The sequence below is a fragment of the Vibrio sp. 1CM2L genome (assembly GCF_023161695.1).
In the GTDB taxonomy this organism is placed as follows: domain Bacteria; phylum Pseudomonadota; class Gammaproteobacteria; order Enterobacterales; family Vibrionaceae; genus Vibrio; species Vibrio coralliirubri.
Genome location: NZ_JALNTT010000002.1, coordinates 96,120 through 122,108, shown reverse-complemented (window position 1 = coordinate 122,108; position 25,989 = coordinate 96,120). Strand labels below are relative to the sequence as shown.

At 42.1% G+C, this 25,989-nt stretch carries 25 protein-coding genes; 20 read left to right on the top strand and 5 right to left on the bottom strand.

What is annotated here, in order from left to right:
- Nucleotide 1: 1 nt before the first annotated feature.
- The gene (locus MSG34_RS05855; RefSeq protein WP_248336645.1) at nucleotides 2-496 is read right to left on the bottom strand and encodes a TRAP transporter small permease; all 495 of its coding nucleotides are present in this window, start codon (nucleotides 494-496) and stop codon (nucleotides 2-4) included.
- Nucleotides 497-599: 103 nt separating this feature from the next.
- A complete protein-coding gene (locus MSG34_RS05850; RefSeq protein WP_146489929.1) occupies nucleotides 600-1,598 on the bottom strand; it encodes a DctP family TRAP transporter solute-binding subunit in 999 nt (332 codons plus the stop codon).
- A gap of 451 nt (nucleotides 1,599-2,049) precedes the next feature.
- Between MSG34_RS05850 and MSG34_RS05845 the strand changes: the two genes are divergently transcribed.
- From MSG34_RS05845 to MSG34_RS05830, 4 genes are all read left to right on the top strand, one after another.
- Complete coding sequence (locus MSG34_RS05845; RefSeq protein WP_050621166.1) at nucleotides 2,050-3,261, top strand: LysR family transcriptional regulator; 1,212 nt, start codon at nucleotides 2,050-2,052, stop codon at nucleotides 3,259-3,261.
- Between the two features lie 174 nt (nucleotides 3,262-3,435).
- Nucleotides 3,436-4,380, top strand: a complete 945-nt coding sequence (locus MSG34_RS05840) for a DUF1932 domain-containing protein (RefSeq protein ID WP_248336643.1) — start codon at nucleotides 3,436-3,438, stop codon at nucleotides 4,378-4,380.
- 167 nt (nucleotides 4,381-4,547) lie between these two features.
- Entirely contained in the window at nucleotides 4,548-5,501 is a 954-nt protein-coding gene (locus MSG34_RS05835; RefSeq protein WP_050621165.1) for a Gfo/Idh/MocA family oxidoreductase, read from the top strand.
- 108 nt (nucleotides 5,502-5,609) lie between these two features.
- Nucleotides 5,610-6,635, top strand: a complete 1,026-nt coding sequence (locus MSG34_RS05830) for an aldo/keto reductase (protein ID WP_248336641.1) — start codon at nucleotides 5,610-5,612, stop codon at nucleotides 6,633-6,635.
- Between the two features lie 182 nt (nucleotides 6,636-6,817).
- Here the strand turns inward: MSG34_RS05830 and MSG34_RS05825 are convergent, their stop codons facing one another.
- Nucleotides 6,818-8,641 (bottom strand): M4 family metallopeptidase, encoded by a 1,824-nt coding sequence (locus MSG34_RS05825; protein ID WP_248336639.1) that lies wholly within the window; start codon nucleotides 8,639-8,641, stop codon nucleotides 6,818-6,820.
- Nucleotides 8,642-9,265: 624 nt separating this feature from the next.
- On the opposite strand from MSG34_RS05825, the gene MSG34_RS05820 reads away from it, so the two are divergent.
- From MSG34_RS05820 to MSG34_RS05740, 15 genes are all read left to right on the top strand, one after another.
- Entirely contained in the window at nucleotides 9,266-10,051 is a 786-nt protein-coding gene (locus MSG34_RS05820) for an HNH endonuclease (RefSeq protein ID WP_248336637.1), read from the top strand.
- A gap of 123 nt (nucleotides 10,052-10,174) precedes the next feature.
- On the top strand, nucleotides 10,175-10,951 hold the full coding sequence (locus MSG34_RS05815) for a methyltransferase domain-containing protein (protein ID WP_248336635.1): 777 nt from the start codon (nucleotides 10,175-10,177) through the stop codon (nucleotides 10,949-10,951).
- A gap of 113 nt (nucleotides 10,952-11,064) precedes the next feature.
- Entirely contained in the window at nucleotides 11,065-12,432 is a 1,368-nt protein-coding gene (locus MSG34_RS05810) for a hypothetical protein (protein WP_248336633.1), read from the top strand.
- 150 nt (nucleotides 12,433-12,582) lie between these two features.
- The gene (locus tag MSG34_RS05800) at nucleotides 12,583-13,443 is read left to right on the top strand and encodes a hypothetical protein (RefSeq protein WP_248336631.1); all 861 of its coding nucleotides are present in this window, start codon (nucleotides 12,583-12,585) and stop codon (nucleotides 13,441-13,443) included.
- A gap of 301 nt (nucleotides 13,444-13,744) precedes the next feature.
- Nucleotides 13,745-14,509 (top strand): 3-methyl-2-oxobutanoate hydroxymethyltransferase, encoded by a 765-nt coding sequence (panB, locus tag MSG34_RS05790; RefSeq protein ID WP_248336627.1) that lies wholly within the window; start codon nucleotides 13,745-13,747, stop codon nucleotides 14,507-14,509.
- A gap of 558 nt (nucleotides 14,510-15,067) precedes the next feature.
- Nucleotides 15,068-16,486: an SLC13 family permease gene (locus MSG34_RS05785; protein WP_050653364.1), complete on the top strand. Its 1,419-nt coding sequence runs from the start codon at nucleotides 15,068-15,070 to the stop codon at nucleotides 16,484-16,486.
- A 6-nt stretch (nucleotides 16,487-16,492) separates the two neighbouring features.
- Complete coding sequence (locus MSG34_RS05780; RefSeq protein ID WP_248336625.1) at nucleotides 16,493-17,848, top strand: ATP-binding protein; 1,356 nt, start codon at nucleotides 16,493-16,495, stop codon at nucleotides 17,846-17,848.
- Complete coding sequence (locus MSG34_RS05775; RefSeq protein ID WP_017070648.1) at nucleotides 17,835-18,308, top strand: response regulator; 474 nt, start codon at nucleotides 17,835-17,837, stop codon at nucleotides 18,306-18,308. The genes MSG34_RS05780 and MSG34_RS05775 overlap by 14 nt, the downstream gene beginning before the upstream one ends.
- A 461-nt stretch (nucleotides 18,309-18,769) precedes the next feature.
- Nucleotides 18,770-19,270: an opioid growth factor receptor-related protein gene (locus MSG34_RS05770; protein ID WP_248336623.1), complete on the top strand. Its 501-nt coding sequence runs from the start codon at nucleotides 18,770-18,772 to the stop codon at nucleotides 19,268-19,270.
- Nucleotides 19,271-19,470: 200 nt separating this feature from the next.
- On the top strand, nucleotides 19,471-19,911 hold the full coding sequence (locus MSG34_RS05765) for a hypothetical protein (RefSeq protein WP_248336621.1): 441 nt from the start codon (nucleotides 19,471-19,473) through the stop codon (nucleotides 19,909-19,911).
- Nucleotides 19,912-19,972: 61 nt separating this feature from the next.
- Complete coding sequence (locus tag MSG34_RS05760; protein ID WP_172379627.1) at nucleotides 19,973-20,473, top strand: hypothetical protein; 501 nt, start codon at nucleotides 19,973-19,975, stop codon at nucleotides 20,471-20,473.
- A gap of 69 nt (nucleotides 20,474-20,542) precedes the next feature.
- The gene (locus tag MSG34_RS05755) at nucleotides 20,543-20,992 is read left to right on the top strand and encodes a GNAT family N-acetyltransferase (RefSeq protein ID WP_248336619.1); all 450 of its coding nucleotides are present in this window, start codon (nucleotides 20,543-20,545) and stop codon (nucleotides 20,990-20,992) included.
- Entirely contained in the window at nucleotides 20,985-21,377 is a 393-nt protein-coding gene (locus tag MSG34_RS05750; RefSeq protein ID WP_172379625.1) for a hypothetical protein, read from the top strand. The genes MSG34_RS05755 and MSG34_RS05750 overlap by 8 nt, the downstream gene beginning before the upstream one ends.
- Before the next feature lie 89 nt (nucleotides 21,378-21,466).
- Nucleotides 21,467-22,018: a class IV adenylate cyclase gene (gene cyaB, locus MSG34_RS05745; protein ID WP_050646551.1), complete on the top strand. Its 552-nt coding sequence runs from the start codon at nucleotides 21,467-21,469 to the stop codon at nucleotides 22,016-22,018.
- A 27-nt stretch (nucleotides 22,019-22,045) separates the two neighbouring features.
- Nucleotides 22,046-22,528 carry a tetratricopeptide repeat protein gene (locus MSG34_RS05740; RefSeq protein WP_248336617.1) on the top strand — a complete coding sequence of 161 codons (483 nt, stop codon included), beginning with the start codon at nucleotides 22,046-22,048 and terminating at the stop codon, nucleotides 22,526-22,528.
- A 96-nt stretch (nucleotides 22,529-22,624) separates the two neighbouring features.
- Here MSG34_RS05740 and MSG34_RS05735 read toward each other — a convergent pair whose 3' ends face one another.
- Together MSG34_RS05735 and MSG34_RS05730 are read right to left on the bottom strand one after the other, a co-directional pair.
- Nucleotides 22,625-23,653: a methionine synthase gene (locus tag MSG34_RS05735; RefSeq protein ID WP_050621147.1), complete on the bottom strand. Its 1,029-nt coding sequence runs from the start codon at nucleotides 23,651-23,653 to the stop codon at nucleotides 22,625-22,627.
- Nucleotides 23,654-23,698: 45 nt separating this feature from the next.
- Nucleotides 23,699-24,676, bottom strand: coding sequence for a DUF1852 domain-containing protein (locus MSG34_RS05730; RefSeq protein WP_029405689.1), 978 nt, complete (start codon nucleotides 24,674-24,676; stop codon nucleotides 23,699-23,701).
- Between the two features lie 343 nt (nucleotides 24,677-25,019).
- Here MSG34_RS05730 and MSG34_RS05725 point away from each other — a divergent pair, with 343 nt between their 5' ends.
- Entirely contained in the window at nucleotides 25,020-25,829 is an 810-nt protein-coding gene (locus tag MSG34_RS05725; RefSeq protein WP_029235341.1) for a sulfite exporter TauE/SafE family protein, read from the top strand.
- Nucleotides 25,830-25,989 lie beyond the last annotated feature (160 nt).

The following is a 25,989-nucleotide window of genomic DNA, read 5'->3' as shown; positions in this document are numbered from 1 at the left end:
CTTATACGTCGCTTTGGATAGCTTGAGTTCTTGTGGATACACGCGCTGATGTCACGTGCTGAATTAAACGCAGTGTAGCGGCTATAAACAGGCAAGCGCCGCCAACAATCAATGCTGATTGGAAGTAGTACATAGAGACCCCAATACCAGCTGACTCAATGCCTCCGCGTTTGATCACAAATAGGTACGCTGAGTAAGTCCAGATCACCGAACATAACAAAACAGATAGGTCGACAATGACTTCCAGCGTTTTTTGAAATGCTTTTGATTTGACTGAATCAAGAACAGAAAATTTGATGTGTAAGCCTTCTAAATAACACAATGATGTAGCGAACATAACGCCATAAATCATTGAGTATTTGCTCAGCTCCTCGCCCCATAGGATAGAGGTATTAAAAAAGTAACGGCTGATTGTGGTGATCAACATCACTGCAAACAAATTGAAGAGTGAAGCCCCTGCGAGAATCGCAAGTAGCTTTTTATATTGCTCAATCATGTTCCCTGTCTCCTTGGGAAGAGTCGTTATACATCAGAGGTATAACGACTCATTTCTTATAAGTAATGCTGTAGGGTTTTTGTATTGATTATTCGGTTATGAATTAGTTAGTCGCGGTTTCTACTGCGTCTAGTGCATCATCAATCCATTTCGAGTCGATAGTGCCTGATAACCATTTGATCACAGCGGGCTGTGTCTTATCGCGGAATTGTTTCTGTTGCTCTGGCGTTAGCGAAGTAATCTTCATGCCTTTTTGAGCAAGTACTTCTAAGCCTTCTGCTGAATTCACTTGCTGAATAGCTCGACCTACTGTGCCTGCAACTTTTGCAGCGCGATCAATGATTGCTCGGTCTTCGGCATTCAAAGATGTGTAGAAATCGTCATTCATTAATAGGAAATCAGTACCATAAACGTGACCGTCTAGAGTGATGTATTTCTGAAGTTCATAGAATTTGTTCGCGTTGATTACGCTGACAGGGTTTTCCTGTCCGTCGATAACGCCAGTAGTCAGAGCGGCAGGAACTTCAGGGAATGCAATAGGTGTAGGCTCTGCATCCAATGACTTCATCATTTCAACGTAAAGTGGTGTTGTCATTACGCGGATTTTAAGACCGTTTAAGTCTTGCGGCGTAGTAATTTCACGCTTTGAGTTTGTGAAATGGCGGAAACCTGTTTCGCCATAAGCGAGGTTGCGTAGACCCGTCGTTTTCAAACATTGGTCATTCAATTTCTGACCAAACTCACCGTCTAGTACTTCCCAAGCAACAGGCGCTGAAGGGAACAGGTAAGGAATTTCTAGTACGTTAGCTTCCTTACAAAGCTTAGAGTAAGCACCAGAAACCATAGTCATGGTTAACATACCTTCTTGAGTCGACTGAAGTAGCTCTGTCTCGCCACCAAGTTGACCTGAAGGGTAGATATTTACATTAATTCGACCACCAGATTCAGCCTCTACAAGGTTCTTGAAAACCTGTGTTGCAGCGCCTTTCTTAGAGATCGTCCAATCTTGTGAATCTACATGCCCAATAGTGATGTCCAGAGCAGCAGCAGAACCTGCATATGCAAGCGATAGAGCGAGTGTAAGTTTAGTTATTGTTTTCATTTGTGAACCTCCTGTTTCTACGTCGATAAAGTTATCACCTAAAATTAACAACCGATAATTCATATAGTGAAAGTGTTATTCAATTTTGAGATAACATTAACTATTCGTGTTGGGGTTACAGTTTGATATTCCATTTGCATTGCACTATAAAACAGTGAGTTACTGATATATAGCTGTGGGTTATGTATTAAAAAAGGGGATTGAAAATGAATTTTCGTGTATTTCTTTTTTGGAGAATGAAGTCACATCTTTACCTTGGTGGAGTTACATTTTATCTACATCAACTCACAGATTTCAGCTTTTCTGCTGGAAGAGTATTCAAAAAATGTGCTGAATGTGTTCGATAGTTGACGGGGTTTAAATGTGGCATTTAGCACCGTTTTTGAAGTTGTCGTTTGTATTTGGAATTTGAATGTAAATGGCAGTTTGACAGCACTTTTGAGGCGATAACATGTTAAATATTCCAAACTTGAGACACCTAAGAGCGATATCAGAAGTGGTGAATACTGGAAGCATTAGCAAGGCTTCGGAAGTGGTGTTTTTGTCTCAGCCCGCTATCACACAAGCGATAGCGAAATTGGAAAAAAACATTCATAGTGAGCTGTTCGAACGTACCACCGATGGCATGAAACCGACCGAACAAGGAGAAGCGTTTTCATTTCGAATTGAACGTGCGTTGGAGTACATCAGTAAAGGCATTACTGATTCGCTAAAAGTCGCGAAAGGCCAGCGAAAAAGCAGCGTTCAGCGCTATTTATTCAATATAACAACCACTCAATTGAAAGCATTGATCGCGGTTTCTAACGGTAAAAGCTTTACTGAAGCCAGTCGAATTTTGGAAGTGTCGCAGTCGTCAGTGTATCGTGCATCTAAAGATCTTGAAGAGATCCTTGGTATCACTTTATTCGAAAAAAACAGCACGGGTATTACGATTAGTAAGGCTGGTAGCGCTCTGGTGATGTCGAGTAAATTAGCCTTCGTAGAAATCAAGCAAGGTATCGAAGAGGTTGGCTTATTGAGTAACCGCCATAACAGTGTGATTACGGTTGGCTGTTTGCCTCTTGCTCGTACATGTTTACTACCAAACACCATCAATGAGTTTTCTCGTAAGTTCCCTGATTGCCAAATTCATGTGATCGACGGCCCGTATCAAGACTTGCTCAATCACTTACGCCACGGTGAGCTAGATATCCTAATTGGTGCGCTGCGTTTCCCATCACCGAGCACCGATATTCGCCAAGAAACTCTGTTTCAATCACATAACAAAATCCTCTCTAGAAACGATCACCCACTGAGCTTGAAAGAGCAAATAACACTTGATGATTTACAAGGTTCGAGTTGGGTTGTATCTAATGTAAACACGCCTGGACGTAGAATGTTTGAAGACATTTTTACGTCTCAGGAACGTGATGTACCTACTCGAATTGTTGAGGCAAGCTCGCAGATGTTGGTAAGAGAACTGCTTTTAGGCAGCGATCGATTAACGATCCTCTCTCAGCACCAGATTACTCGCGAACTTGAAGAGGGGCACTTCACCATTCTGCCATTTGATTGCAAAAAGCAGTCGCGCCCAATCGGTTTAACCATGCGGAAGAACTGGTTTGCTACCTCGGTTCAAAACCATTTTCTAACGTTGTTACGTGAGAAAGGTGTACAGCTTTAGTTATTCTCAGTTGAGTTCAGTTCGGCTTGTTTTGTTTTCTGTTTGGCTTTCTATTTTCAACTTAAATCATGACACTTAAATGCGATCTAAAAGTGAAGGCATTTTTCCAAAATTGAATACCCCTTATATTTATTTGATTATCGCTCTTTAGGTGCCAATGCTAAGGTAACTGTCATGAAAAACGCAGATAAGTTGGCAGGTAAAAAGAGAATTATGGCGACGATAACAAGAGCTGCGTTCATTGGGTTTGGTGAAGCTGCACAAGCATTTTTGGTTAGCTGGGGTGATAAAGCACCAGAAGTGATCAGTGGATTCGATATCAAAAGTAACCATGCACAGCACCGCGAAAGCATTCTCCTTGAATACATAAAGCATGGCGTTCAAGGTGCATTTGAAGCCCACGAGGCGATAAATGGTGCTGAGTTAGTCTTTTCACTGGTGACGGCCGATCAAGCAGAAGCAGTGGCGAAAAACGTAGCGAAAACATTTACGCCCAAACAGATATTCTTGGACTGTAATTCATGTTCACCCCAAGTAAAACAAAGGAATGCTGAGCTAATTGAAGCATGCGGTGCAAGCTACCTTGATGTTGTAATTATGGCCCCGGTGTCGGGAAGAACATCTGCAATCCCATTGTTGATCTCTGGAAAAAAAGCATTAGAGATTGAACCGCTACTGACCACACTTGGCTTCAACGTTGAAGTGGTGTCTGACCAAGTGGGTGAGGCATCAAGCATCAAAATGATTCGTTCTGTGATGGTAAAAGGACTTGAAGCTCTCACTACGGAATGTTTGTTGGCAGCGCGTAAAGCGGGGGTTGAAAATCATGTGCTCGAATCACTTAGTACAACGTATCCAGCCCTGCCATTGAACGATCTTGGCCAATATCACTTGGAACGTATGTTATCTCATGGGGAGCGACGTTCCAACGAGCTTAAAGAGGTATCTAACACCTTAAGCGAACTAAATTTGAATGGCTCGATGGTGAACGGTGCGATGGAGTGGCATAGCGCACTCGGTAAGATGCCGGTCGAATATCAAGGGCAAGACCTATCTACACTGAGTGATTTGGTATTAGGGCAGTTGGCCAATACTCGAACTCGCGCAGTGAATGAATAACGGGATAACCAAAAAATCGAAAATCTCAGCAAGCGAATGTTGTGATTAGCTGAATGCAGAACTGGGTTAAACGTAGAAGCCATCGATTATTAAGCAATCAAACATTAAGTAACAAGTATTAAGCAACACCAGCCAAACAGGGCGGGTATCAAATTAAAGGAATGAATATGAACGTATGTGTTGTGGGCGCGACAGGTGCCTTTGGACGTAAACACCTGGATGCTATCCGTGAAATTGAAGGCGTTCGCGTAACTGCGATGGTTTCTCCAGAGCAAGATAAGCTTGATCAACTGATCACAGAGTATGGTCATGATTCAAAGGGCTTTACCAATCTATCTGACGCACTTGTACTTGATGAAGTGGAAGCAGTAATTCTTGCTACGCCAACACAAATGCATGCAGCACAAGCGATTGAATGTATGGAAGCAGGCAAACATGTTTTGGTTGAAATCCCAATGGCGGACAACATCGAAGACAGCTACCGTGTGGTAGAAGCTCAAAAGAAATCTGGAAAAATCGCAATGGCTGGCCACACTCGTCGTTTCAACCCAAGCCACCAATGGATTCAAAACAAGATTGCTGCCGGCGAACTTCATATCCAGCAGATGGACGTTCAAACGTACTTTTTCCGCCGCACGAACACCAATGCCAAAGGTGAAGCTCGTTGTTGGACAGATCACCTGCTTTGGCATCACGCGTGCCATACGGTTGACCTTTTCCAATACCAAACCGGTGAACAGGCAACTAAGCTGCAAGCGCTTCAAGGTCCAATTCACCCAGACTTGGGTATTGCAATGGACATGAGCATTGGAATGAAAGTGCCATCAGGTGCAATTTGTACGCTTTCACTGTCATTCAACAATGATGGCCCGTTTGGTACGTTCTTCCGTTACATCTGTGAAGAGGGCACTTACTTAGCGCGTTATGATGACCTGTATGACGGCAAAGAAAACCCTATCTCACTAGAGGGTGTTGCGGTTTCTAATAATGGTATTGAGCTTATCGACCGCGAATTCTTCGATGCAATCAAAACGGGTCGTGAGCCAAATTCGAGTGTGGCGAGCTGCCTTCCTGCAATGGAAACATTAGACAAGCTTGAACAGTTACTTGAAGCTGAGTAATTAAAAGCTGAGTAGCAAGTTAACGCTCAGTAGTGACTTAAAGAAGAACCGTTCTTTAAAGTCGTATTGGTTCCACAGTTGGTATTTTTAGCAGTATAAGGATAAACGATGATGGCTAGTATTGGTGGGCAGACATTAGCGCCAGTGGCTTTAGGTTGTATGAACTTGTCGCATGCTTATGGCACTCCGCCTCAGAAATCGGATAGCATTAAGTTACTCAATCAAGCATTGGATTTGGGCTATAACATGCTCGATACGGCTGCGTTGTATGGCTTTGGTGCGAATGAATCACTGTTAGCTGAGGCTGTTGGTCATCGTCGTCATGAGTTTTTCCTCGCCAGTAAATGTGGAATGTTCAAAGGGCCTGATGGCAAGCGAGCGATTGATGGGCGGCCAGAAACCATTCGCAAAACGTGTGAAGATTCACTAAAGCGTTTGAATACTGACGTTATTGATTTGTACTACCTGCATCGATGGGATAAAAGTGTTCCGATTGAAGAGAGTATTGATGAGCTTTCTCGTTTGGTGGAAGAAGGTAAGATCAAGCACATAGGTTTGTCAGAAGTTTCTGCCGACACCATCGCCAAAGCAAACGCGGTTCATAAGATAGCAGCCGTGCAATCGGAATATTCGCTCTGGTCACGTAATCCAGAAATCGCGGTAATCGAGCAATGCCAAAAGATAGATGCGATCTTTGTGTCGTTTAGCCCTGTTGGTCGCGGTATGTTGACGGGCGAAGTGAAAGATAATCAGTTTGTTGCTGGTGATATTCGCTTAGCCATGCCACGTTTCTCTGATGAACACTTCGAGTCTAATTTGTCTTTAGTACGACAGTTTGAGTCTGTGTTGCCGATGTTTGCTGAAGAGAACGGCTTTTCGATTAATGACAATCGCGGTTCAACTCCGACTCTGGCACAATTGGCGTTGGCTTGGACTTTGAAAAAAGCGCCGAACTCTATTGCATTGCCGGGCACTACAAGCCTTCAACACTTAGAAGAGAACTGGAATGCACAACAGCTATCAGTTTCTGATGAATTGCTGCGCGTGATAGACGGTATCATTCCTCAAAACAAGATAGCTGGTGGACGTTATAACGCGGCAACTCAACGTGAGATTGATACTGAAGAGTTCTAATCACTACTCGATGATTAGTTGTACCTTACTAGCTTTATCTTACTTGTAGTATCAATGACAACTTATCCAATAAACCTCCGGTCACGCCTGCGTAACCGGAGGTTTTTTATTTCAAGACCTAATAGGCAAAACAGTTTGGCCTTGTTGATCTCCATTTAACGCGGTTCGCTTTTTGCTCTAACTCAATCTAAACGCAATGTTAGGCCTGAGTAGTTCGAGTATCCGCGCAGTAACACATGATAGGTGACACCCGGTTGAGCGCTCACACTGCACTGCTCATTGTTTCCAGCGCGATAAGGGCGACAGTCGTAACTCGATGTCGTTGGCTTGCTACCCGATTTCACGTAAAGGTCGGCATCGCCGGAGCCACCAGACATTGAAACCGTCACGCTTGATGCAGAATCAACAGTGAACGTGTAGAAGCTTTCCGAGGATTGATTCCCGCTTAGGTTCGCAATTGGCGTTCCTTTCATCAGCACATTGCCAGTTGGAGGGGTTACGCCACAACTCGCATTCACGCCTACTGTGTTAAAAGCATCTTCAACATCAGCAACCACATAGCCCATGTCTGCTGCGGCTTTCGCGGCCCCACAAGCTCCAGCATCAAAGGTACTGTTTGCCGTCCAATACAATTGGTTTGCGACCGTGAATATTTCAAAGCCCTTACGTACATTCCAACCCGATTTGTTCGCTAAAAGGTAAAAGGCGCGGTTGTAAACACCGCTAGACAAGTGAACGTTCAAACCATCGTAGTATTGAGAGGCATGATCAATCGAGCGACCATCTTTTGAAGGTTGATCAAAGTAACGCAAACCACCTTCAGACTTGAAGATATCGCTACCGACAATCCAATCCACATTGCCACGCAAGTAGTATTCAGCCGCTTCGCCCGCAATATCGGAGAAGGCTTCATTGATGCCGCCCGACATGTTTCGGTACACAAGGCCGGAGTTTTGCTCGGTGAACCCGTGGCTAACTTCGTGAGCACTCACGTTGATATCGACTAATGGGTAAAAGGTATTTTTGCCATCTCCAAATGTCATGGATGAGCCATTCCAAAAGGCATTTTCATAATCGGTACCGTAATGAACTCGCATCGTCAGCTGGAAAGTCAAAGGCGATGTGTTCATCCACTCTTTGTACATATCGAATACGACATTACCGAAGTAGTGCGCATCGTTAAGAGGTGAGTAAGCCCCGTTGATGTATTTATGATCGGTGTAGTTGGTGCCGTCGGCACAGTTGTAACTGTAGGCTGCGCTGCCAGACGTTCCGTTCCTCAAATCGACTGTCTTAACTGATTCATTTTCTAACGTACAAGTCGTGCCTGTTTTGTCGATGGGAAAGCTAGGGAAGTCACTACCATATTCATATCGAGTGGTTTTGAGGTTGCCACCGGGGCCAGTACCTAATGCTTTAGCGTGGTTTAGTCCATTCCATTTTTGGAGAACATCGCCAGTCGTGGCATCAATAAAGTAAAAAGGGCGCTCTGGCATTGAAGACGCGATAAAGAAATCGACCAGATACACCAATTGCGCGGTTTGGTTCTCGTCCAGTCTCACCATCAGTTTTGCATTTTTGTTTTCAATCGACTTTTTGCCGACAGTAAACGTGCGGTGAGCAGACAGAGCGGCTTCTATCGCTTGTTCTTGATTCAGTTTTGGCGCGATGCTGGATAAGTCACCACTGATCCCTTGTGCCATCGAACCAAACACCTGAGTGGGTTGGTTTTTGGAAAGGGTAGCGACAACCGAAGTGTTGAAGACGGGTAAACCTAGGTGAGTTTGTTGATAGCGGACTTTTGTTTTTCCATTGGGCAGTACCACCCGTTTAACTTCAGAAAAACCTAATTCTAGTGGGGCAACACTCTTCGACTGCGCGACGAGGCTTTGTTGTAGCAGTGTATCATTATCGACTCTGATCATTTCTGCAGCGTGTGCATTAAAGCCAAAAGATGTCCCTAGAATAGCTGCTATTTTCCAGCTTAGTTGACGTTGTTGGTTCATTTTTCGTTCCTGATTTTAATATAAACTCCTTCTTCCCAACGGCTTTATAGGAAGTCTATATGCAACACGCTAATGCCATGTGTTGCGAATCAAGATTGGAAGAGCATTTGGATTTATGACAAGTTTATCAGGGAGATTAAATTTTATGGTATGTAATTCAAAGTTTACAAAAAAATATTATTGATCAAATTGTTTTTATAAAATTCAATTTTATTCTTTATCGTAAACGTATGAAGGGGCGGGAGTTATTAAAATCCGTTTTGTTTGAATTGATAGAATAAAATTATCTAAGTTAACTCCGATATTTCTCTGTTTTAATATTAATTACAAATTAGTAAATAAGAGAATTTTGGAAGTGGAGATATTATCTTTATTATCAATAGTAAATTTGTTTTAACAATACTACTAAGCACAGTTCTCAACTTTTCTACATTTGATCTTGTTAGACAGAAAAAATCTACATTTTCTTGTTCAATCACAAACTAAGAACGATAAGTAATTGTTATGAATAAAGTAAGTGGCTTAAGATAGGCTACATAAGAACTAGATAGAAAACTCTGCATTTAGATACGGAATTTTTCTGTCTAATAGCTGTTAGCTGCTAAAGAAACTATTGAGGTATTTATGGCAAGTTGTGCCTATTGTAAAAAAGATGAAAAGCTTACTCGAGAACATGTGATTCCTAATTTCATGTATAAGTATCAGAAGGAAAAAATTGGAAATCACACGGGATGGAATGAAAAAGCGGGTAAAATGTTGCCGTCAGAAATGATCGTAAAAGATGTGTGTGGTGATTGTAATAATGTAAAGCTTGGTGGGTTAGATGGATATGCTCAAACATTCGTGACAGATAACCAGATCATGGTTGAAAACTACACCAAGCCAAGTATTTCATTATCATACGATTTTGACCTTTTACTACGTTGGCTACTAAAAGTTTCATTCAACTCTACTCGTTCGGCAGGGTCGCATCCTGAATTATTCGAAAAGTTCATCCCCTACATACTGGATAATGATAAGTCTGATTGCGCACAAGAACTCTTTTTGTTAACTGGATTAGTTAAACCAAAAATATTAGATGCTACTCAAATAAAAGATTTTCAAGAAAATGGTCGCTCAGTTACCAGTAAAGGTGAATTAAACCCATTTCATGTTCGTATTTCGACGGTGCAGCATTCAGACAGTAGTTTTGTTATGAGAGTTGTAATTATAGGCGCACTAATGTTCTACATTCCTATATTTACAACTGAGATGAAGATTGGGTTTAAAAAATCAAAAATAAAATCATTCATGAAAGGCAATAAAAATATTGTTTTGCTCGATAGTAAGAAGTCTTTGCAAGCTTTAAGGCAAATGAATATTGATTTTGTTGATGCTTATGCTGCTCAAGCCGAACGCATACGCAGTTAACAAAGCATTTAAGAATGATTCGCAACGCTTGGCAGTTTCGCTTAGCTCAAGTATAGCCAAGCGCCGCTCACACCTTAATGCGGCGTTATCTTTCCCCCAATACAATGACTTAATGAGGTATAAATGGACTTTAAAAATGCAACACCAATGAATAAATTACAATATGCCAATGAGTGGTCGAAAAACTCATCTGGGTTTGAAAAAAGAAACTTTTACACATGGATGGCAAGCTCTTTACCTAGCGCGACTCGAGCACTAGAGATTGGCTGTGGTGCTGGTTTTAGTACTTTGGAAATAGCCAAAAAAGTTCCTAAGGTTATATGTGTTGAGGTAAATGAACACTTAGCTTCAAAAGCTGAAGAATATTTAACCAATCATGGCGTGTCCACGTCAGTTGTAAAAAGTGTTAACGGGAAATACCAAGAAACAAGTTCTCGAGTAGATATCTTTATCTTAAATCTATTTGACGTCGCGAAATTCCAAGTTTTCCAACAGGCTTCATTTGATGTGCTAATCTGCTGGTTTATTGGTTCAGACCCTTACACTATAGCTAATGGCTTCAACCTTAAGGTTGAAGATCTAGAGCCTAGTCATATGGCGAGCTATAGAAACAAGGTACACAAAGATGTCTACGACGCGGGCGGGCAATTATTAATTAATGGTGGAAGCGTTAGTATCATAGATAGAGGATTAGTACCGTTTGAAGTCAATATCGATGATGTAAAGAACTATCTTTTAGACCTACATTTAGATGTTTCTAGTGGTAATTACAATCGCGGAAAGGCTGAAATAAAATTTATTGATACTGAGTTTAAATCTTCACAATTACAGTACGTTGCCGAACAATCTAACCCTCAAGGAAATAAAGTGCTCAACTCAGTAGTTATGATTAAAAGATAACAAAGCATTTAAGATTGATTCGCAACGCTTGGCAGTTTCGCTTAGCTCAAGTATAGCAAGCGTCGCTCACACCTTAATACGGTGTTAGGCTTTCTTATAGATTCGGTGTAATTATGGACAAAATAAAAGTTTTAGATTTAGACCCTAAACGTTTCAATGCACTTGCTGCTCAATCAAGGAGTCCAGCCGCTGCATATATGAGTGAAGAACTAGCATACTTTACTGATGAAAATGAAATTGTCTTAGGACTTGTTCTAAGAGATACGATAGATAACGATTTTGTTGGAGTCTTGTTCGGTAGAGATGAAGGGGGTAGGTTTAGGGCATTCGATGTTGAAGCGTCAATTGAAACTCAAGAAGAAGCAACCAATTGGGTGAAAGGTGGCATTAAATGGCACGTTGGAAAAGGTAATAAAGAGTTTCCTCAAGGAGATAAGCAAAAAAACGTAGATTTGTTTACTCCTGTTGTTCCTTTCCACAAGCAACATTTATATTTCTCAAAATTATTGCAAGAAGAAGCATTTGTACCTGCTAAAACGGTTATTAATGAGCTGATGTCACATTTTGTTGATATTGATGGTAACTTTGTCGAACAATTTCAAAGTACAGGCTTTGATGCGAGATTGTGGGAGCTTTACCTAAATACTTACCTAAATGAGGAGCAGTTATTCTTTAATAGAGAATATAATGCGCCAGATTTCATTGTTGAGAAATATGGGAAAAAGGTAGCAATTGAAGCTGTCATAGTAGGTAGAAAGCCAGACAATCCAGTGTCTGCTTTTAAAGTCGAGCCTAAGTATCTAGATCCATCAGAGGTAAAAGAAAAACATAAAAATGAAATGCCAATTAAATTTGGAAGCCCTCTATACTCTAAACTAAAAAAGGAATATTGGAATCTTGAGCAGGTTAAAGGTCACCCTCTAGTTTTCGCTATCGCGGATTTTCATGATGATCAATCAATGCAGTGGAGTTCAACTGCGTTGATTAACTACCTTTATGGTGTTAAACATGACTTTGATTATGATGAAAACGGAAAGTTGGTAATTTCAGCTTTAAAAATTGATAAACATGAGCTTAATGGTAAAGAGATACCTTCTGGCTATTTCTTTCAACCAGATTCCGAAAATGTCAGTGCAATTATATTTTCTGCAAGTGGCACAATCTCAAAATTTAACCGTATCGGTAAACAGGCGGGCTTTGGTGGTGATAACATAATCATGCATCGTTTCGGGACGTGCCATGATCATAACCCTAATGCTTCATTGCCAAAAACGTTCATGTATCAGGTGACTACTGAATCAACAGAAACATGGGCGGAAGGCTTATCAATGTTTCACAACCCAAATGCAAAAATTCCAGTGCCGGAAGAGCTTTTCCCCTCGATCGCCCACCATCACTTCGATGATGGACAAATAGTAAGTTTGTTACCTGAGTTTCACCCGTATTCTTCTACAACAATGAATATGAAATTGACGAAATAAAAGCCTAACAATCTGTTTATGAGTGATTCGCAACACTTGGCATTTTTGCTGTGCGTTGCGTTTAGTGTTTAAGGTAGTATGCGGCGGCTTTGGTATTGCGTTGCTCACACCTAACAGGGCGTTATACCGTTTTCATAAGTGAGGAGTATTTTGAACGTATTCAATAATCGAGAATTAGCATCGGCGACTCTCATAATTGCCTTCTTTGCTTGGATGATGATTAAACACTCAGAAGTACGAAGCTCGCTAGGTTGTGTTGCCCGAACGATGTTACAGAAGACAATTCTTATTACGCTTGCGACACTAGCTGCTTATACGATCTTTGTGGTCTTCATACTTGAGCGTATTGATGTTTGGAATGTTGGTCAGTTAAAAAACACGATACTGTGGTTTGTGTTTATCGCATTTGTTCAGCTATTAAAAACGACGAAAGTTAGCGAGCCTATCGAGTTTCTTCGAGAGTCTTTAAATAGTCAGTTAAAATTAATAGTGCTTATTGAATTTTTGGTGGCATTTCATTCTTATAGTTTTGTGGTGGAATTAATTTTAGTGTCATTATTGACGTTTCTTAGTTGTTGCAGTGCTTTCGCTGTGAAACCGGAACATCAACCAGCGAAAAAAGTAGTCGATGTAATCATCGCTATTTTGGGGTTGTTCTTACTCATTGATTCGTTGCTAAGCATCTATAGCGAACCAACTAAATTTTTCAGTATCGGGACATTTCGTGATTTTCTCGTTCCTATGTTGCTATCTGTTAGTTTGCTGGCATACATCTATTGTTTTTACTATTTCCTTGCGTACGAACGGGCATTTTTAAAAGCTAAAATATACACTAAATCAAAGCCTTTACAGAGGTATGCAAAAATCCAGTCATTTATCGCGTTTCGAGGTAAACCAAAGGTAATTCATAAATGGATGCTTTACTCTTGCAATCCAGAATTTGAGTCTCGTGAAACGATTAAGGAATCTATTGAGCAATTTAAAACAAATCAACGTGAAACAACGGTATAACAATCTGTTTAAGAGTGATTCGCAACGCGTGGCATTTTCACTATGCGTTGATGTTAGTGATTAAGGTGGTTTGCGGCGGCCTTGGTATTGCGTTGCTCACTCCTTAACAGCGGCGTTATGGTATTCATAGTTCATCGTAACAATCACTTTCCCTAGGTTCAACGCCCACTAACTCAACGTATTTTCTGAATTGAACATAATTTGTGGGTGTTTAGTTAACACCAGATTTTCTCTTCCATAGCTCAATTAAAACTAATAGTATCAGTGCTTTAATAACGCATGATTTTATGAGAGCAAGAACATGAAACACACTCCAAGTTCTTTTATGGAAATGAAAGGGAAACAACGTATTCCGATGTTGACCGCTTATACATTCCCAGTGGCTGCAAGTATCGAATCTGCTGGGATACCTATTATTCTTGTTGGTGATACTGTCGGCATGGTTGAAATGGGCTTTAGCAGTACGCGAGATGTGACCATTGAGCACATGGAATATCATGTAGGGGCAGTGCGTCGCGGTGCTCCAAATACTCACATTATAGGTGACCTCCCATACTTAACCGACCGTTCTCCTGAAGTTGCGTTAGTTAATGCTAAAAGGCTGATGCAGGCGGGTGCCGACAGCATAAAGCTGGAAGGTGCAAAACTCGATGTTATTGCTCACCTTGTCGCAAACAGTATCCCAGTTGTTGGCCACACGGGGTTAACTCCGCAAACGGCAACAAACTTCAAGAAAGTAGGGCAATCTGCTGAAGATGCTCAAACCGTCAGCGAAGAAGCAAAAGCGATTCAAGAAGCCGGTGCGTTTATGTTGGTGCTTGAGCACATACCTTCTTCACTTGGCGAATCGATTACTCAAGAGGTCAGCATTCCTACAATTGGGATTGGTGCGGGTGCTGATTGTGATGGGCAGGTGTTAGTCATCAATGATGCGCTTGGGCTTGGTAGCCGATGGCCTCCGTTTTCAAAACAGTACGCCCATTGCAGCCAAACTATCTTTGACGCAGCAAATGAGTTTGCTACGGAAGTGAAAACGAACGTATTTCCGAACAACCTGAGCAAATAAGCCACTTAGATAATGGCTTTAGATTGAATTGTAATGCATGGTATTTTCCGTGCATTACGATAAGCATATGATGTGTATTTGGACGTTCGGTGTTGAGCAGTCCTGATTCTCTCATCAAACATCAGTTTCACGGAGGAAACATGACAAGCAACCAACTATTAGAAAAGGCACTTTATAGTAGTGCCAGTATCCATTACTTCATCCTTTAAAAGGTCGTTCAGCGCTTTTATCAGAAGCGGTCCTCAATTTATGGGTATGGCTTTAATTTATGGACGTGACTTTAAGTGACTGATCTGTTCTGACAGTATCTAGAGTAACTGGAACGGATTATGACTAGGAACGTAGAAACCACTCTCCTGAATTTAATTTCAACAATAAATGACATACAAACGTTGAGGTAGCGCACAGAAACGAAACTGGGGGTATCGCGATCACGTAATCATTGATCTAGCCGAGAGTGAGATAGCGATAAGAGCTCGATAATTCGTTGTCGGATCTAAATTAGAACTGTAAATCTAATTTCTAAGTAGTTGTTATCTCAGGAAGAGTTTTTGTGCTATGCGCCCCTATATTAAATACATTATCCCCATTTTAATTCCTTTCATTATCCTCGTAATGCCGCTATCAGCGTTTCCATTTGAAGGCCTTACGATTATTCAACAACGCGTTATTGCGATCTTTTTATTAGCGGCATTGTGCTGGGTGTTTGAGCCTATCCCGATTTACGCGACGTCTGTTGTTATTATCGTTCTGCAATTATTGATGTTGTCGGATAAAGGGCTGATCTTTTTACGATTTGAGCATGGGGAGGAACATTTTGGTGAGTTGTTAAAATACAGCGACATCATGGCGACATTCGCCAGTCCAATCATCATGCTGTTTTTGGGCGGTTTTTTCTTAGCGATGGCCGCCACTAAATATCGATTAGACGTAAACTTAGCCCGCGTGTTGTTGAAGCCATTTGGACAAGACCCAAAGTTTGTGATGCTCGGCTTAATGTTGATCACCGGTATCTTTTCGATGTTTATGTCTAACACGGCAACAACGGCAATGATGCTATCCATTTTAACGCCGGTATTGGCTGTGTTTGGTCCGAAAGACCCCGGTCGTGTAGCGTTTGCGCTTTGTATCCCCGTTGCCGCTAACATCGGTGGTATTGGTACCCCGATCGGTACCCCTCCGAATGCTATCGCACTTAAATATTTAGTTGGCGATAACCTCATTACGTTTGGCGAATGGATGGCATTTGGTGTGCCGTTTGTCGTTATTATGATGGCGTTAGCGTGGTTTTTAATAGGCTTTATGTACAAAGCCGACCAAAAGAAAATCGAGCTAAGTATTAAAGGTAAATTCCTTAAAACACCAAAAGCCATTGCGGTGTACGTCACTTTTGCGCTCACCATCATTCTTTGGTTAATGGGTTCAAGCCATGGCATGAACTCTTATACCGTCGCACTGATTCCTGTCGCTGTGTTCTCACTCACAGGGATCATCAATAAAGAAGACCTGAAGAAAATTTCTTGGGACGTATTGTGGCTTGTATCAGGTGGTATTGCGCTTGGTTTAGCTCTCGATAAAACTGGCTTAGCAAGGCTCGTGGTACACAGTATTCCGTTTGATAGCTACTCACCATATGTGGTGTTGTTCGGAGCGGCGTTCTTGTGCTTGGTAATGGCAAACTTTATGTCTCATACCGCAACGGCTAACTTGTTAATGCCAATTATGGCTGCATTAGGTTCGTCTATGGCTTCACTCACGCCACTAGGCGGTGAGTTAACGTTAATCCTAGTTGTGACTTTTGCCGCTTCATTAGGTATGTCGCTGCCAATCAGTACGCCACCGAATGCGTTGGCTCATGCCACTGGTCATGTGCAAAGTAATCAAATGGCCAGAATCGGTATTATTTTGGGTGTGGTTGGTGTGCTATTGAGCTTTGTTATGGTGTGGCTGCTACATTCAATTGGTCACATAGGGTAGCGATACGTGTATCAACAAAAGCTAGAAGCACTGATCGATCGCTATTTTAACCAGGCAGAACGTCGGGTGACGTGCCGTGCCGGTAACACCATTATTGAACAATCAGCGTTAAACACTCGTTTATATTATGTGTTGAGTGGGGAACTTGAAGGGTTTTATTCCGAAGATAATACACCGCAAGTGCGAGTATTTAGCGCGGGTAGTGGGGCTTTTATAGGCGTTCATAGCTTCTTTTCAGGTAATTGGACAGCATCTTCAACGGTTGTTGCTAAAACCGATGTTGAGTTAGCGTGGATCGATAAAGACACGCCAGCAGAAGATGAACGTAAATTTGGTCCTCTTACCGCACAGTTCACACCTGTGATTGTCAATGAGTTGTCGCGTCGTCAACGCCGCGCAACACAAGAAGCGATAGCGAAACAAAAAGCGCTAGAGAAGTTACATACTGCTGAGCAAATGACGACCTTGGGTCAATTAGCTGCAGGGATTGCCCATGAACTTAACAACGCTATTGGTGTAGTAAATAGTAAATCTGGCCGACTTGAAACGGTCATCATGGATCTGCTTGAAGAAGTGCATCCAGAAGCCAGTCAATTTTTCGATTTTGGGTTAATGCATGGCCAGAAAACGTCGTCGTTAGAAGCACGAACACGTGGGCGACAATTTGAAAGAAAATATGGTTTAGACAAAAACATTGCTCGCTCTCTTGCGAAGGCGATTCCAATTGACGCTTTATCTGCAACAGACGTTATTTCAAAACATTGGCTGAAAAACCCAGAAGAAGCGATTCGTTTTTGGCAGATGGGCTGTGATTTACATGATTTACGTTTGGCATCTAGACACACCGTCGGCATCGTAAAATCGGTTAAACAACTTGGCAGAACTGATATCGACACCGAAGAAGCGGTTGATATTAACGATTCCATTAACCATGCCTTATCCTTGTTACAAAGTGAGTTACGTAGAGTGTCTGTGCGATTGAGCCCTGCGGATTTACCGTCTTTTAAAGGCTCGAAAACAGAGCTCGTTCAGATTTGGGTCAACATTGTAAAGAATGCTTGTGATGCAATGTCGAATTCAGACGATGCCACAATAGAAATTCAAACCAGATTAAGTAAGAAAAGAATATTAGTTACGATCACGAATAACGGCCCTGAGATAGACGAGGCGACTCGTAGAAAGATATTTCAGCCCAACTTCACCACTAAAAAAGGTGGTCTATCGTTTGGATTGGGCTTGGGTTTATCAGTAGTTAAGCGGATTGTGGCAGGTTATGGCGGAAGTATCATTGTGAAAAGTGATGCTTCTAAAACTGTATTTAGAATCAAGTTACCAATAGAGGGTGAACATGGAGAAGCTTAATTTAATCTGTGTCGATGACCAGAGAGAAGTACTGAGCGCAGTGATACAAGATTTAGAGCCGCTGGCGAGTTGGCTGAATATTGAAGATTGTGAATCAGCGCAAGAAGTGCTTGATCTCATTGATGAACTTGACGCAGAAGGCGAACACATTACCGTCATCGTGTCTGATCATGTGATGCCAGGGAAAACGGGTGTGGAGTTACTCACTGAAGTGTTCCATGACAGCCGCTTTCCGAATACAAAGAAAATTCTTCTTACGGGGCAGGCCACTCATACTGATACCATCAATGCGATTAATGCAGCAGGCATCGACCGTTACTTTGAAAAGCCTTGGCAAGCAAGCACATTAGTTGAGTGCATTCGTACTCTTGTCACTGAGTACATATTTGATCAAGGGCTTGATTACACTGACTATCAGAATGAGCTTGACCAGCAGGTTGTGTTGAGACGCTTACGCTAGTCTTTTATGTTAGCGACTTACGCTAGTCATTGATGTCAGTCGCTTGAAATTGTATGCACCGAAGGACGCTTTCTGAAGGCTTTTCTCTTTGAAAGATGTAATCTTTCGGTGCATACATTACCTATCTCTTTTAGTACTTCAGGTTTTAGTACTCAGTTATTACCACACTGGTTGCTGGCTTAAGTCTCAGACCAAGACCAAGACCAAGACCAACGGATGCATTGTGTTTTCTTCACGAACGATTCCCTGAACATGCAGCAGAACTAAAAAGTGTCGCAGAATATCAGTGTCGTTTGTTAGAAAAGTAAGTCGAGATTATTCAAAAGTGATTCCTAACGCGTAGGATGTCGAGTTCTAAGTCAGATCGGTACTTACAACGTAAAGGATTAGGCTTTTCACGGCTTACTGCGTAATAATGCATTCGCCCACAAGTGGGGGTTTATAGTCAGTAGGATTTTAAAATGAGTGAGATTGCTCGCTTTATATCTGGTGAAGCGCCAGATAAATTTGGTCGAAATATAGAACAGTTATTGGCTTACAATCATTTTTGGTTGGAGCATGACCATAAATACATTCAAGTATTCTTCCCAATCGATGAGGGGACTAAGTTTAATCAACATGCCCCGTTGGTTACTCAAGAAGATAGGGCGCTTTTTGCTAATTCAGAAGCGCTTCGCGCTGCTCATCTACAAGTACTCGACCTGATGCTTGAGTTTTGGGGTATGCAGCGCAACGGGAATGAAATATCTTCATCCTTGCCACTTAGCCCGGCAAATCACGTATGGCTTAAAAATCATGACCATAACCAGTTAAGGCTAACGCGAGCCATTCGCAGTTTATACTTGTTAGGTAATGAAGAAGTCGCAACTCGCTTATGTGAGTTTCTAGTATCAGCGGCGAGCGAGACAGGCTCGGTGTCGGAGAAAACCGTTCAGTATTGGCGCAATGCCTTGGGAGGTTAGGGCTTCTCTGTGCAGATCTTTCGGCACTGCACATCATTGATTCTCAATGCGCGGCATTTTTGTACGATGCCGCTTTCTCTATATTCAACATTTGAATGCAATTTGTGGAATATGTCAAAATTAATTCAGTTGATGGTAAGTTATTACTTTTCATTATGTTAGGGTTCTTTTCTTAAGGTCAGCTGATTAGGAAGAGGCTCATGAAAAAGGGATTTGTGATAGCGATATCAATCGGCTTTGTTGTCTTCTTCCTTGTTGGTCGTGAACTCCAGTGGTTCGGGTCCAGTAATTCCGAGTCGTTTCCTAAACTTCCTGATAGTCCCCAATTTGTTCCCTCTACCGATTTCGACGGTGAGTGGCTAGGCCGCCGTATTAACACCACTGGCAATAATATGTGTGAACACACAACCATCACCGGAACCATTCGTGAGGGTAAGGCTATCCTGAGGCTTACCTACAATGGAACACCGTTAGAGGGTTGGGTGACGGAAAGCGGCGACTTACGTTTATATGCTAAACATCGCCAATGGGATTATCGTTTTTCCGCACATGGCAGTGGCAATAGATTTGATGGCCGATGGCACTTAACCAATGGACCGTGCCAAGGAAGTTGGTTTATAGAAAAGGTCGATGGCAAGTAGAGCTGTTACTACAAGACGCCGTTTAAAATTGACCAGCATAAGGTTCTTTTAGGAGAGATAAGTGATCAGATTAATCGCCGTGTTCATTGTGGCTTTCGGGCTAGGCGCATATGCGAGCTTACATGTTTTGACAGACTATGTTGTGAGCATTAAAGACAGTCATAAAGCTGCGGTACGGCAAGGTTTTGAAACCTATAAATATGCCAATACAAAAGACCTTGCCCCATTAATTAAAACATCGAACTTGTTAGCTCGTTATAGTGCTTGTGAATTAGAGGGAGATGAAGGCGATGCGATTGCATTAACCCTGTCTGTTAACGCTATTTCCTTTGGGATGTTATCGAAGCAAGCGTCTGACCTCGATCAAGACACCTTTAGGACTGGTTTGATGATGTACGGAAAACTCAAAGACAACGAGAAAGCGTCTGCTCAGTTAACTGAAATACTTACTTCGTACTGTAAAGATAGTCTTCGCTATCTATACGACTGTGAAAAACTTTCTAATTTGTTAGGCGAAGAATGGGATACACAATGGGAGGAAGTGAAACCAGAATGTACCTAAAAGTGATTCAACATATGCGGCATTTTTCTATGCCGTATTCAGATGTGATTTGAAAACAAAGGACACAATATGGAAGTAAGGTTGGTCAAAGGTTCAGATCCTAAGTTCGCTGAATCGATCACCAAAACGAATATGGCGAGTTACTACGATGCGCGTGGCATCGCTTGGGGTCATAGCCAGTTTTTACGGAGCTGGGATGAGCTGGATAACTATGAAATTTATGTGGAGGATAGCCGTATTGGTGTTGTTCGCTTCAGTTACGCTAGTGGTACAACGTTTCTTAGGGACTTGCAGATATTAGCTGACTATCAAGGTCGAGGTTTTGGCTCTAAGTGTCTCGATTTGGCTATTGAACATGCGAACAATCAAGCATCAACTCAGTTAGTGCTACGTGTGTTCAGTGAGAATCCCGCGATTAAGCTATATCAATCAAAAGGTTTTACTCAGTTGTCTGAAGTGAAAGGGCTCGTTGAAATGGAGCTGCTTTTAGGATCATCATTGAGAGGGTGTCATGGATAACCGTATCCAATTAAATTTTGTTAAATACTTATTTTCAGAGTTACTGTTTATTGTTATTGCACTAGGTATTGTCTATTGGATATCAGACGGTGATCGTTCATCGCTGCTAACCATAGGGCTGATAATTTATGTTCCTCCATTAATAAAAATTCTAATGTTGTGGTGGAAGCTTCGCGATAGCTCATTTGAAATCACGAACGGTCATGTACGTTTAAATGGCGTTGCTTGTGATGTGACTTTACAGCGTAGCTTTCTTCCGTTTGAAATTGGCTCATTCATCAAGCTTTCATACACGAAAGGCGCAATGCAGAAGCACAATATTTACCTTTCTAAAGGCGCTATGAGCCGAGAAGAATGGCAGCGTGTATTAGCGTGTCGAACATAGTTCCACTGCTTTAGTTTGTGTTGTGCGTCAGTTTGTATTTCGGATGCGGTTCGTGTGCTAGTATCGCCTTTTTTGCACTGAGCTATCTTATGACCAACGACCATTTCAAAGGCAAATATGAGGTTGAGCTGAAGTATCGACTTAGCTCTAAGTCTGAGTTCTTGAAAACTTTGAACCTAATTCCTCATGAAGTAATGCTGCAAGACAATCAGGAATGTGATTGGTATTTTGATAGCCCTGATAGAAGCTTACAGGCTCAGAACAAAAGCTTGTGTATTCGTACTATGGAGCCGTCGGGCATCAAATTATGGATCGTAAAAGGCCCTGAGCCTGATCGATGTGAAGCGACAAACATCACCGATGCGTCGAATGCTAAGAGCATGCTAGAGAACCTGGGATACGAAGTGATTCTTAAAGCGCAGAAAACTCGCAGTATTTACTTTGTTGGAGAGTTCCATATCACGGTTGATTCTCTTGCGGGTATCGGTGATTTTGCTGAGTTTGCAATCATGACGGACGATGAATCTAAGTTGTCTGTGTATAAAAGTGAGCTTGAGTTGTTAGCCAATAAATTCGGGCTGACTCAATCGGCACTGCAAACTCAGTCTTACAAACAGATGTTCGAAGAAATGAACGCATAGCACAGCGCTTAAGCGTCAGGGAGAGTTATGGACACCATTATCAAACAAGCCATCGAATTGCGAAAAGAAGAAAAGTATCAAGAGTCGCGTGACTTGTTGGCAACGCTTCTCACTGATGAAAACTATGCAGCGAAAGCTCATTTACAGATTGCTTGGTCTTACGACAACCAAGGCAAAGAGCAACAGGCGATTGAGCACTATGTGTTTTCTCTGTCTGGTGTGCTTTCTTCAGTAGAGCGTTTTGATGCGCTGTTCGGTTTGGCGAGTACTTATCGAAGCCTTGGCCTTTATGCAGAGGCTTTAGGCTATTTCGAACAGACTATGGATGAGTATCCTGACTCGATAGAAGTGAAACCTTTCTACGCAATGTGTTTGTACAATTTAGGTCGCCATAAAGAAGCGACATCGCTGTTACTTGAGTTGCTAGTTTCTACGACCAATAGTGAAGCAATTAAAGAGTACCAACGAGCGATCTCTTTGTATGCTCAAGACCTAGATAAAACCTGGTAAGCAGCGCGTAAAGCTCATTGACTCACATAACAAAAAGCCTAAGCATCGATATGATACTTAGGCTTAAAGGCATAGCTTTTGTTCTTTAGGAAAGCGTTACGCTGAAAGCTCTTTACGAACGATCTCTGCACCAGCACTGAGCGCATTAAGCTTCGCTGAGGCAATTTCGCGAGGCAGGGGAGCCATGCCACAGTTGGTGCAAGGGTATAGCTTATCGGCATCAACGTACTTAAGTGTTTCACGTAGAGTGCTAGCCACTTCTTCCGGTGTTTCAATTGAATCGGTTGCAACATCAATCGCACCGACCATTACTTTCTTGCCTCGCACCAGTTCAAGCAGTTCAAGCGGCACATGAGAGTTGTGACACTCTAAAGAGATAATGTCGATATTTGATTGCTGCAGCTTAGGAAACACCTCTTCGTACTGGCGCCACTCGGTGCCTAATGTCTTTTTCCAATCCGTATTCGCTTTGATGCCGTAGCCATAACAGATATGCACTGCCGTTTCACACTTAAGCCCTTCAATGGCTCTTTCCAAACACGCGATGCCCCAATCATTCACTTCATCAAAAAATACGTTAAACGCAGGTTCATCGAACTGAATAATATCAACGCCTGCGGCTTCTAACTCTTTCGCTTCTTCGTTGAGGATCTTTGCAAACTCCCAAGCCAGTTTTTCACGGCTTTGGTAATGCGCATCGTAAAGCGTATCTATCATCGTCATAGGCCCCGGCAGAGCCCATTTGATCGGTTGGTCGGTTTGCTGACGTAAGAATTTCGCATCTTCAACAAACACGGATTTCTGACGAGAAACAGGGCCAACGACTGTAGGAACACTGGCATCGTAACGGTCGCGGATTTTAACGGTTTCACGCTTTTCAAAATCAACGCCATTCAGATGTTCAATGAAGGTCGTTACAAAGTGCTGACGTGTTTGTTCGCCGTCACTCACAATATCAATGCCTGCTTGCTGTTGCTCGTGCAGAGAGACACGCAGCGCATCTTGTTTGCCGTCTGTGAGTTCGTCGCCTTGCAGTTTCCATGGCGACCAAAGCGTCTCTGGTTGTGCAAGCCAAGACGGTTTCGGCAAGCTGCCCGCTGTTGAAGTCGGTAATAGTGTTTTCATAATAATACTGCCTATCCTTGGGTGGTTTGAGAGCGCAATAGACGATTAAAGTGCGTAATTTGCCGACCAGTTCTCTAGAACTGATTGGTATGGCTTAATGAACTTCTCTTCTGCGAATTTACCTTGTTCAACCGCTAGCTGGCTTCGTTCTTCACGGTCGTACACGATTTGAGTCAGCGAGTGATCCAAGTTTTTCAAGTTTGGTTGGTAACAGTTGCCCGCAACCGCGTTCGCGTTGTAAATCTCAGGTCGGTAGATTTTCTGGAACGTACCCATGGTGCTGATAGTGCTGATAAGCTCTAGGTTAGAGTAATCGTTCAGTAGATCACCAAAGAAATAGAAAGCCAAAGGTGCAACACTGTTTGGCGGCATGAAATAACGAACCTGTAAGCCCATCTTCTTAAAATATTGCTCAGTTAAAGAAGACTCATTCGGTTGGTATTCAAAACCTAATACAGGGTGTTGGTTTTCAGTGCGGTAATAGGTTTTATTATCTGACACGCTTAAGCAAATAACAGGTGGCTTATTAAAGTTCTTTTTGTAAGCGTCAGAGTTAACGAAATATTTAAATAGCTTGCCGTGTAAATCACCAAAATCTTCTGGAATGCTGAATTTATCTTGGCCTTTATTATGATCCAATAGACGTACGCTAAAGTCATAATCTCGAACATAAGAAGAGAAGTTATTTCCGATAATGCCTTCAATACGCTCGTTAGTTTTACGGTCTACAATATTGGTTTTCAGCACTTCAATTGAAGGGAATGCTTCGCCGTTGCTTTCAATGTCCATGTCAACAGAAATGATTTCAAGCTCAACAGAGTAGCGGTCGCCCTTAGGGTTGTCCCAGTGTGCTAACGCGTTGAAACTGTTATCGATCATTTGTAGTGCATTACGTAAGTTCGCTTGACGACTGTCACCGCGAGCCAGGTTAGCAAAGTTGGTTGTGATACGCGTGCTGTCTGCAGGCTGGTAGTTTTCGTCGAGGCTAATGCTCTTAATCGTAAAATTAAATTCTTTATTCATGCTGATTTGGTATCCCAATTTGTTTTCTGATTCTCTCGGTCTTTAGTATTAAAACGGCTTTTATTTTTTGCTTGTGACCGGATTAAGAATCGAAGGCTATGCTGTCTGAAATTAATGCTTAATAGAATTAATGTCGTATAAAGTTAATCGCTTAAGGTTTTTATACGTGGATAGGTTGACCATTAACAATGGTATTACTTCACATTCAACATGAGGAATATTCATGATCTATTCTGTTTGAATATTTAAGTCGGTGTCAGTTATATTAATTAGCTTGATGGAAATATAACCACATTAATAGTGCGTTATTTAAGACAATTAATTTAATTAAGAGATGGATGAAATGAGTGAATTGCTGTTGTTGATTTTCTACTGTGCGTTACTGGGCAGTGGTGTTGGGTTTCTAGCCGGTTTGTTAGGTATTGGCGGAGGGCTGATCATTGTTCCCGTGTTAAGCAGCATTTTACTGTATTTAGAAGTTCTACCGTCTGACCAAGTGGTTGTCGCGGCGATCGCTACCTCGTTGGCATCAATACTGTTCACCTCTACGTCTTCTGCACTTGCTCACCATAAGAATGGCAACGTGCCTTGGGATCTGGCGCCTTGGATCATGTTGGGTGTTGCTCTGGGTGCACTGGTTAGTGGCTTTATGGCGGCTCTGTTGCCAGAAAAAGTCGTTCGTATTGTGTTTGCCGTGAGTGTGGTTCTTATTGCGATCAAGATGTTCTTAAGCAGCAAAAATGATGCGCCTAAGGAACGAAAACTGCCTAACAAAGGGGTACTCACTGTTTTGACAACCATTACGGGTGGCTTGTCTGCCATGATAGGGATTGGTGGCGGTGCATTGCTGGTTCCGCTATTAACGTTCTTCTCTGTTGATATGAAAAAGGCCATCGGTTGTGCGTCGGCTTGTGGCATTGTCATCGCGTTGTTTGGCTCGATAGGCTACATCAGTTCAGGCAGCAGCCACTTTGCTCTATCTGACGGTTTTGCTGGGTTTGTTTATTTGCCTGCGCTGCTAGGTATCGTGTGCACCTCTTGGTTTACGGCTCCGTTGGGCGCAAAAGCAACCAACCATTTACCGGTTCCAACGATTAAGAAAATCTTCTCAGTACTGCTGGTGGTTATCGCAGCAAGCATGGTTGCTCGTTAATTAAAGATCGTTCAAGTGTGAATATATAGAACAAAAACGAATAAATTGATCAACCACCAATAATTAGAAAAGGGCAGTTTCATAACTGCTCTTTTTTGTTTATCGGTCTATGCTTATACAGCTATGTACATGAGTATATTGATAAAATCGTTTAGTTATG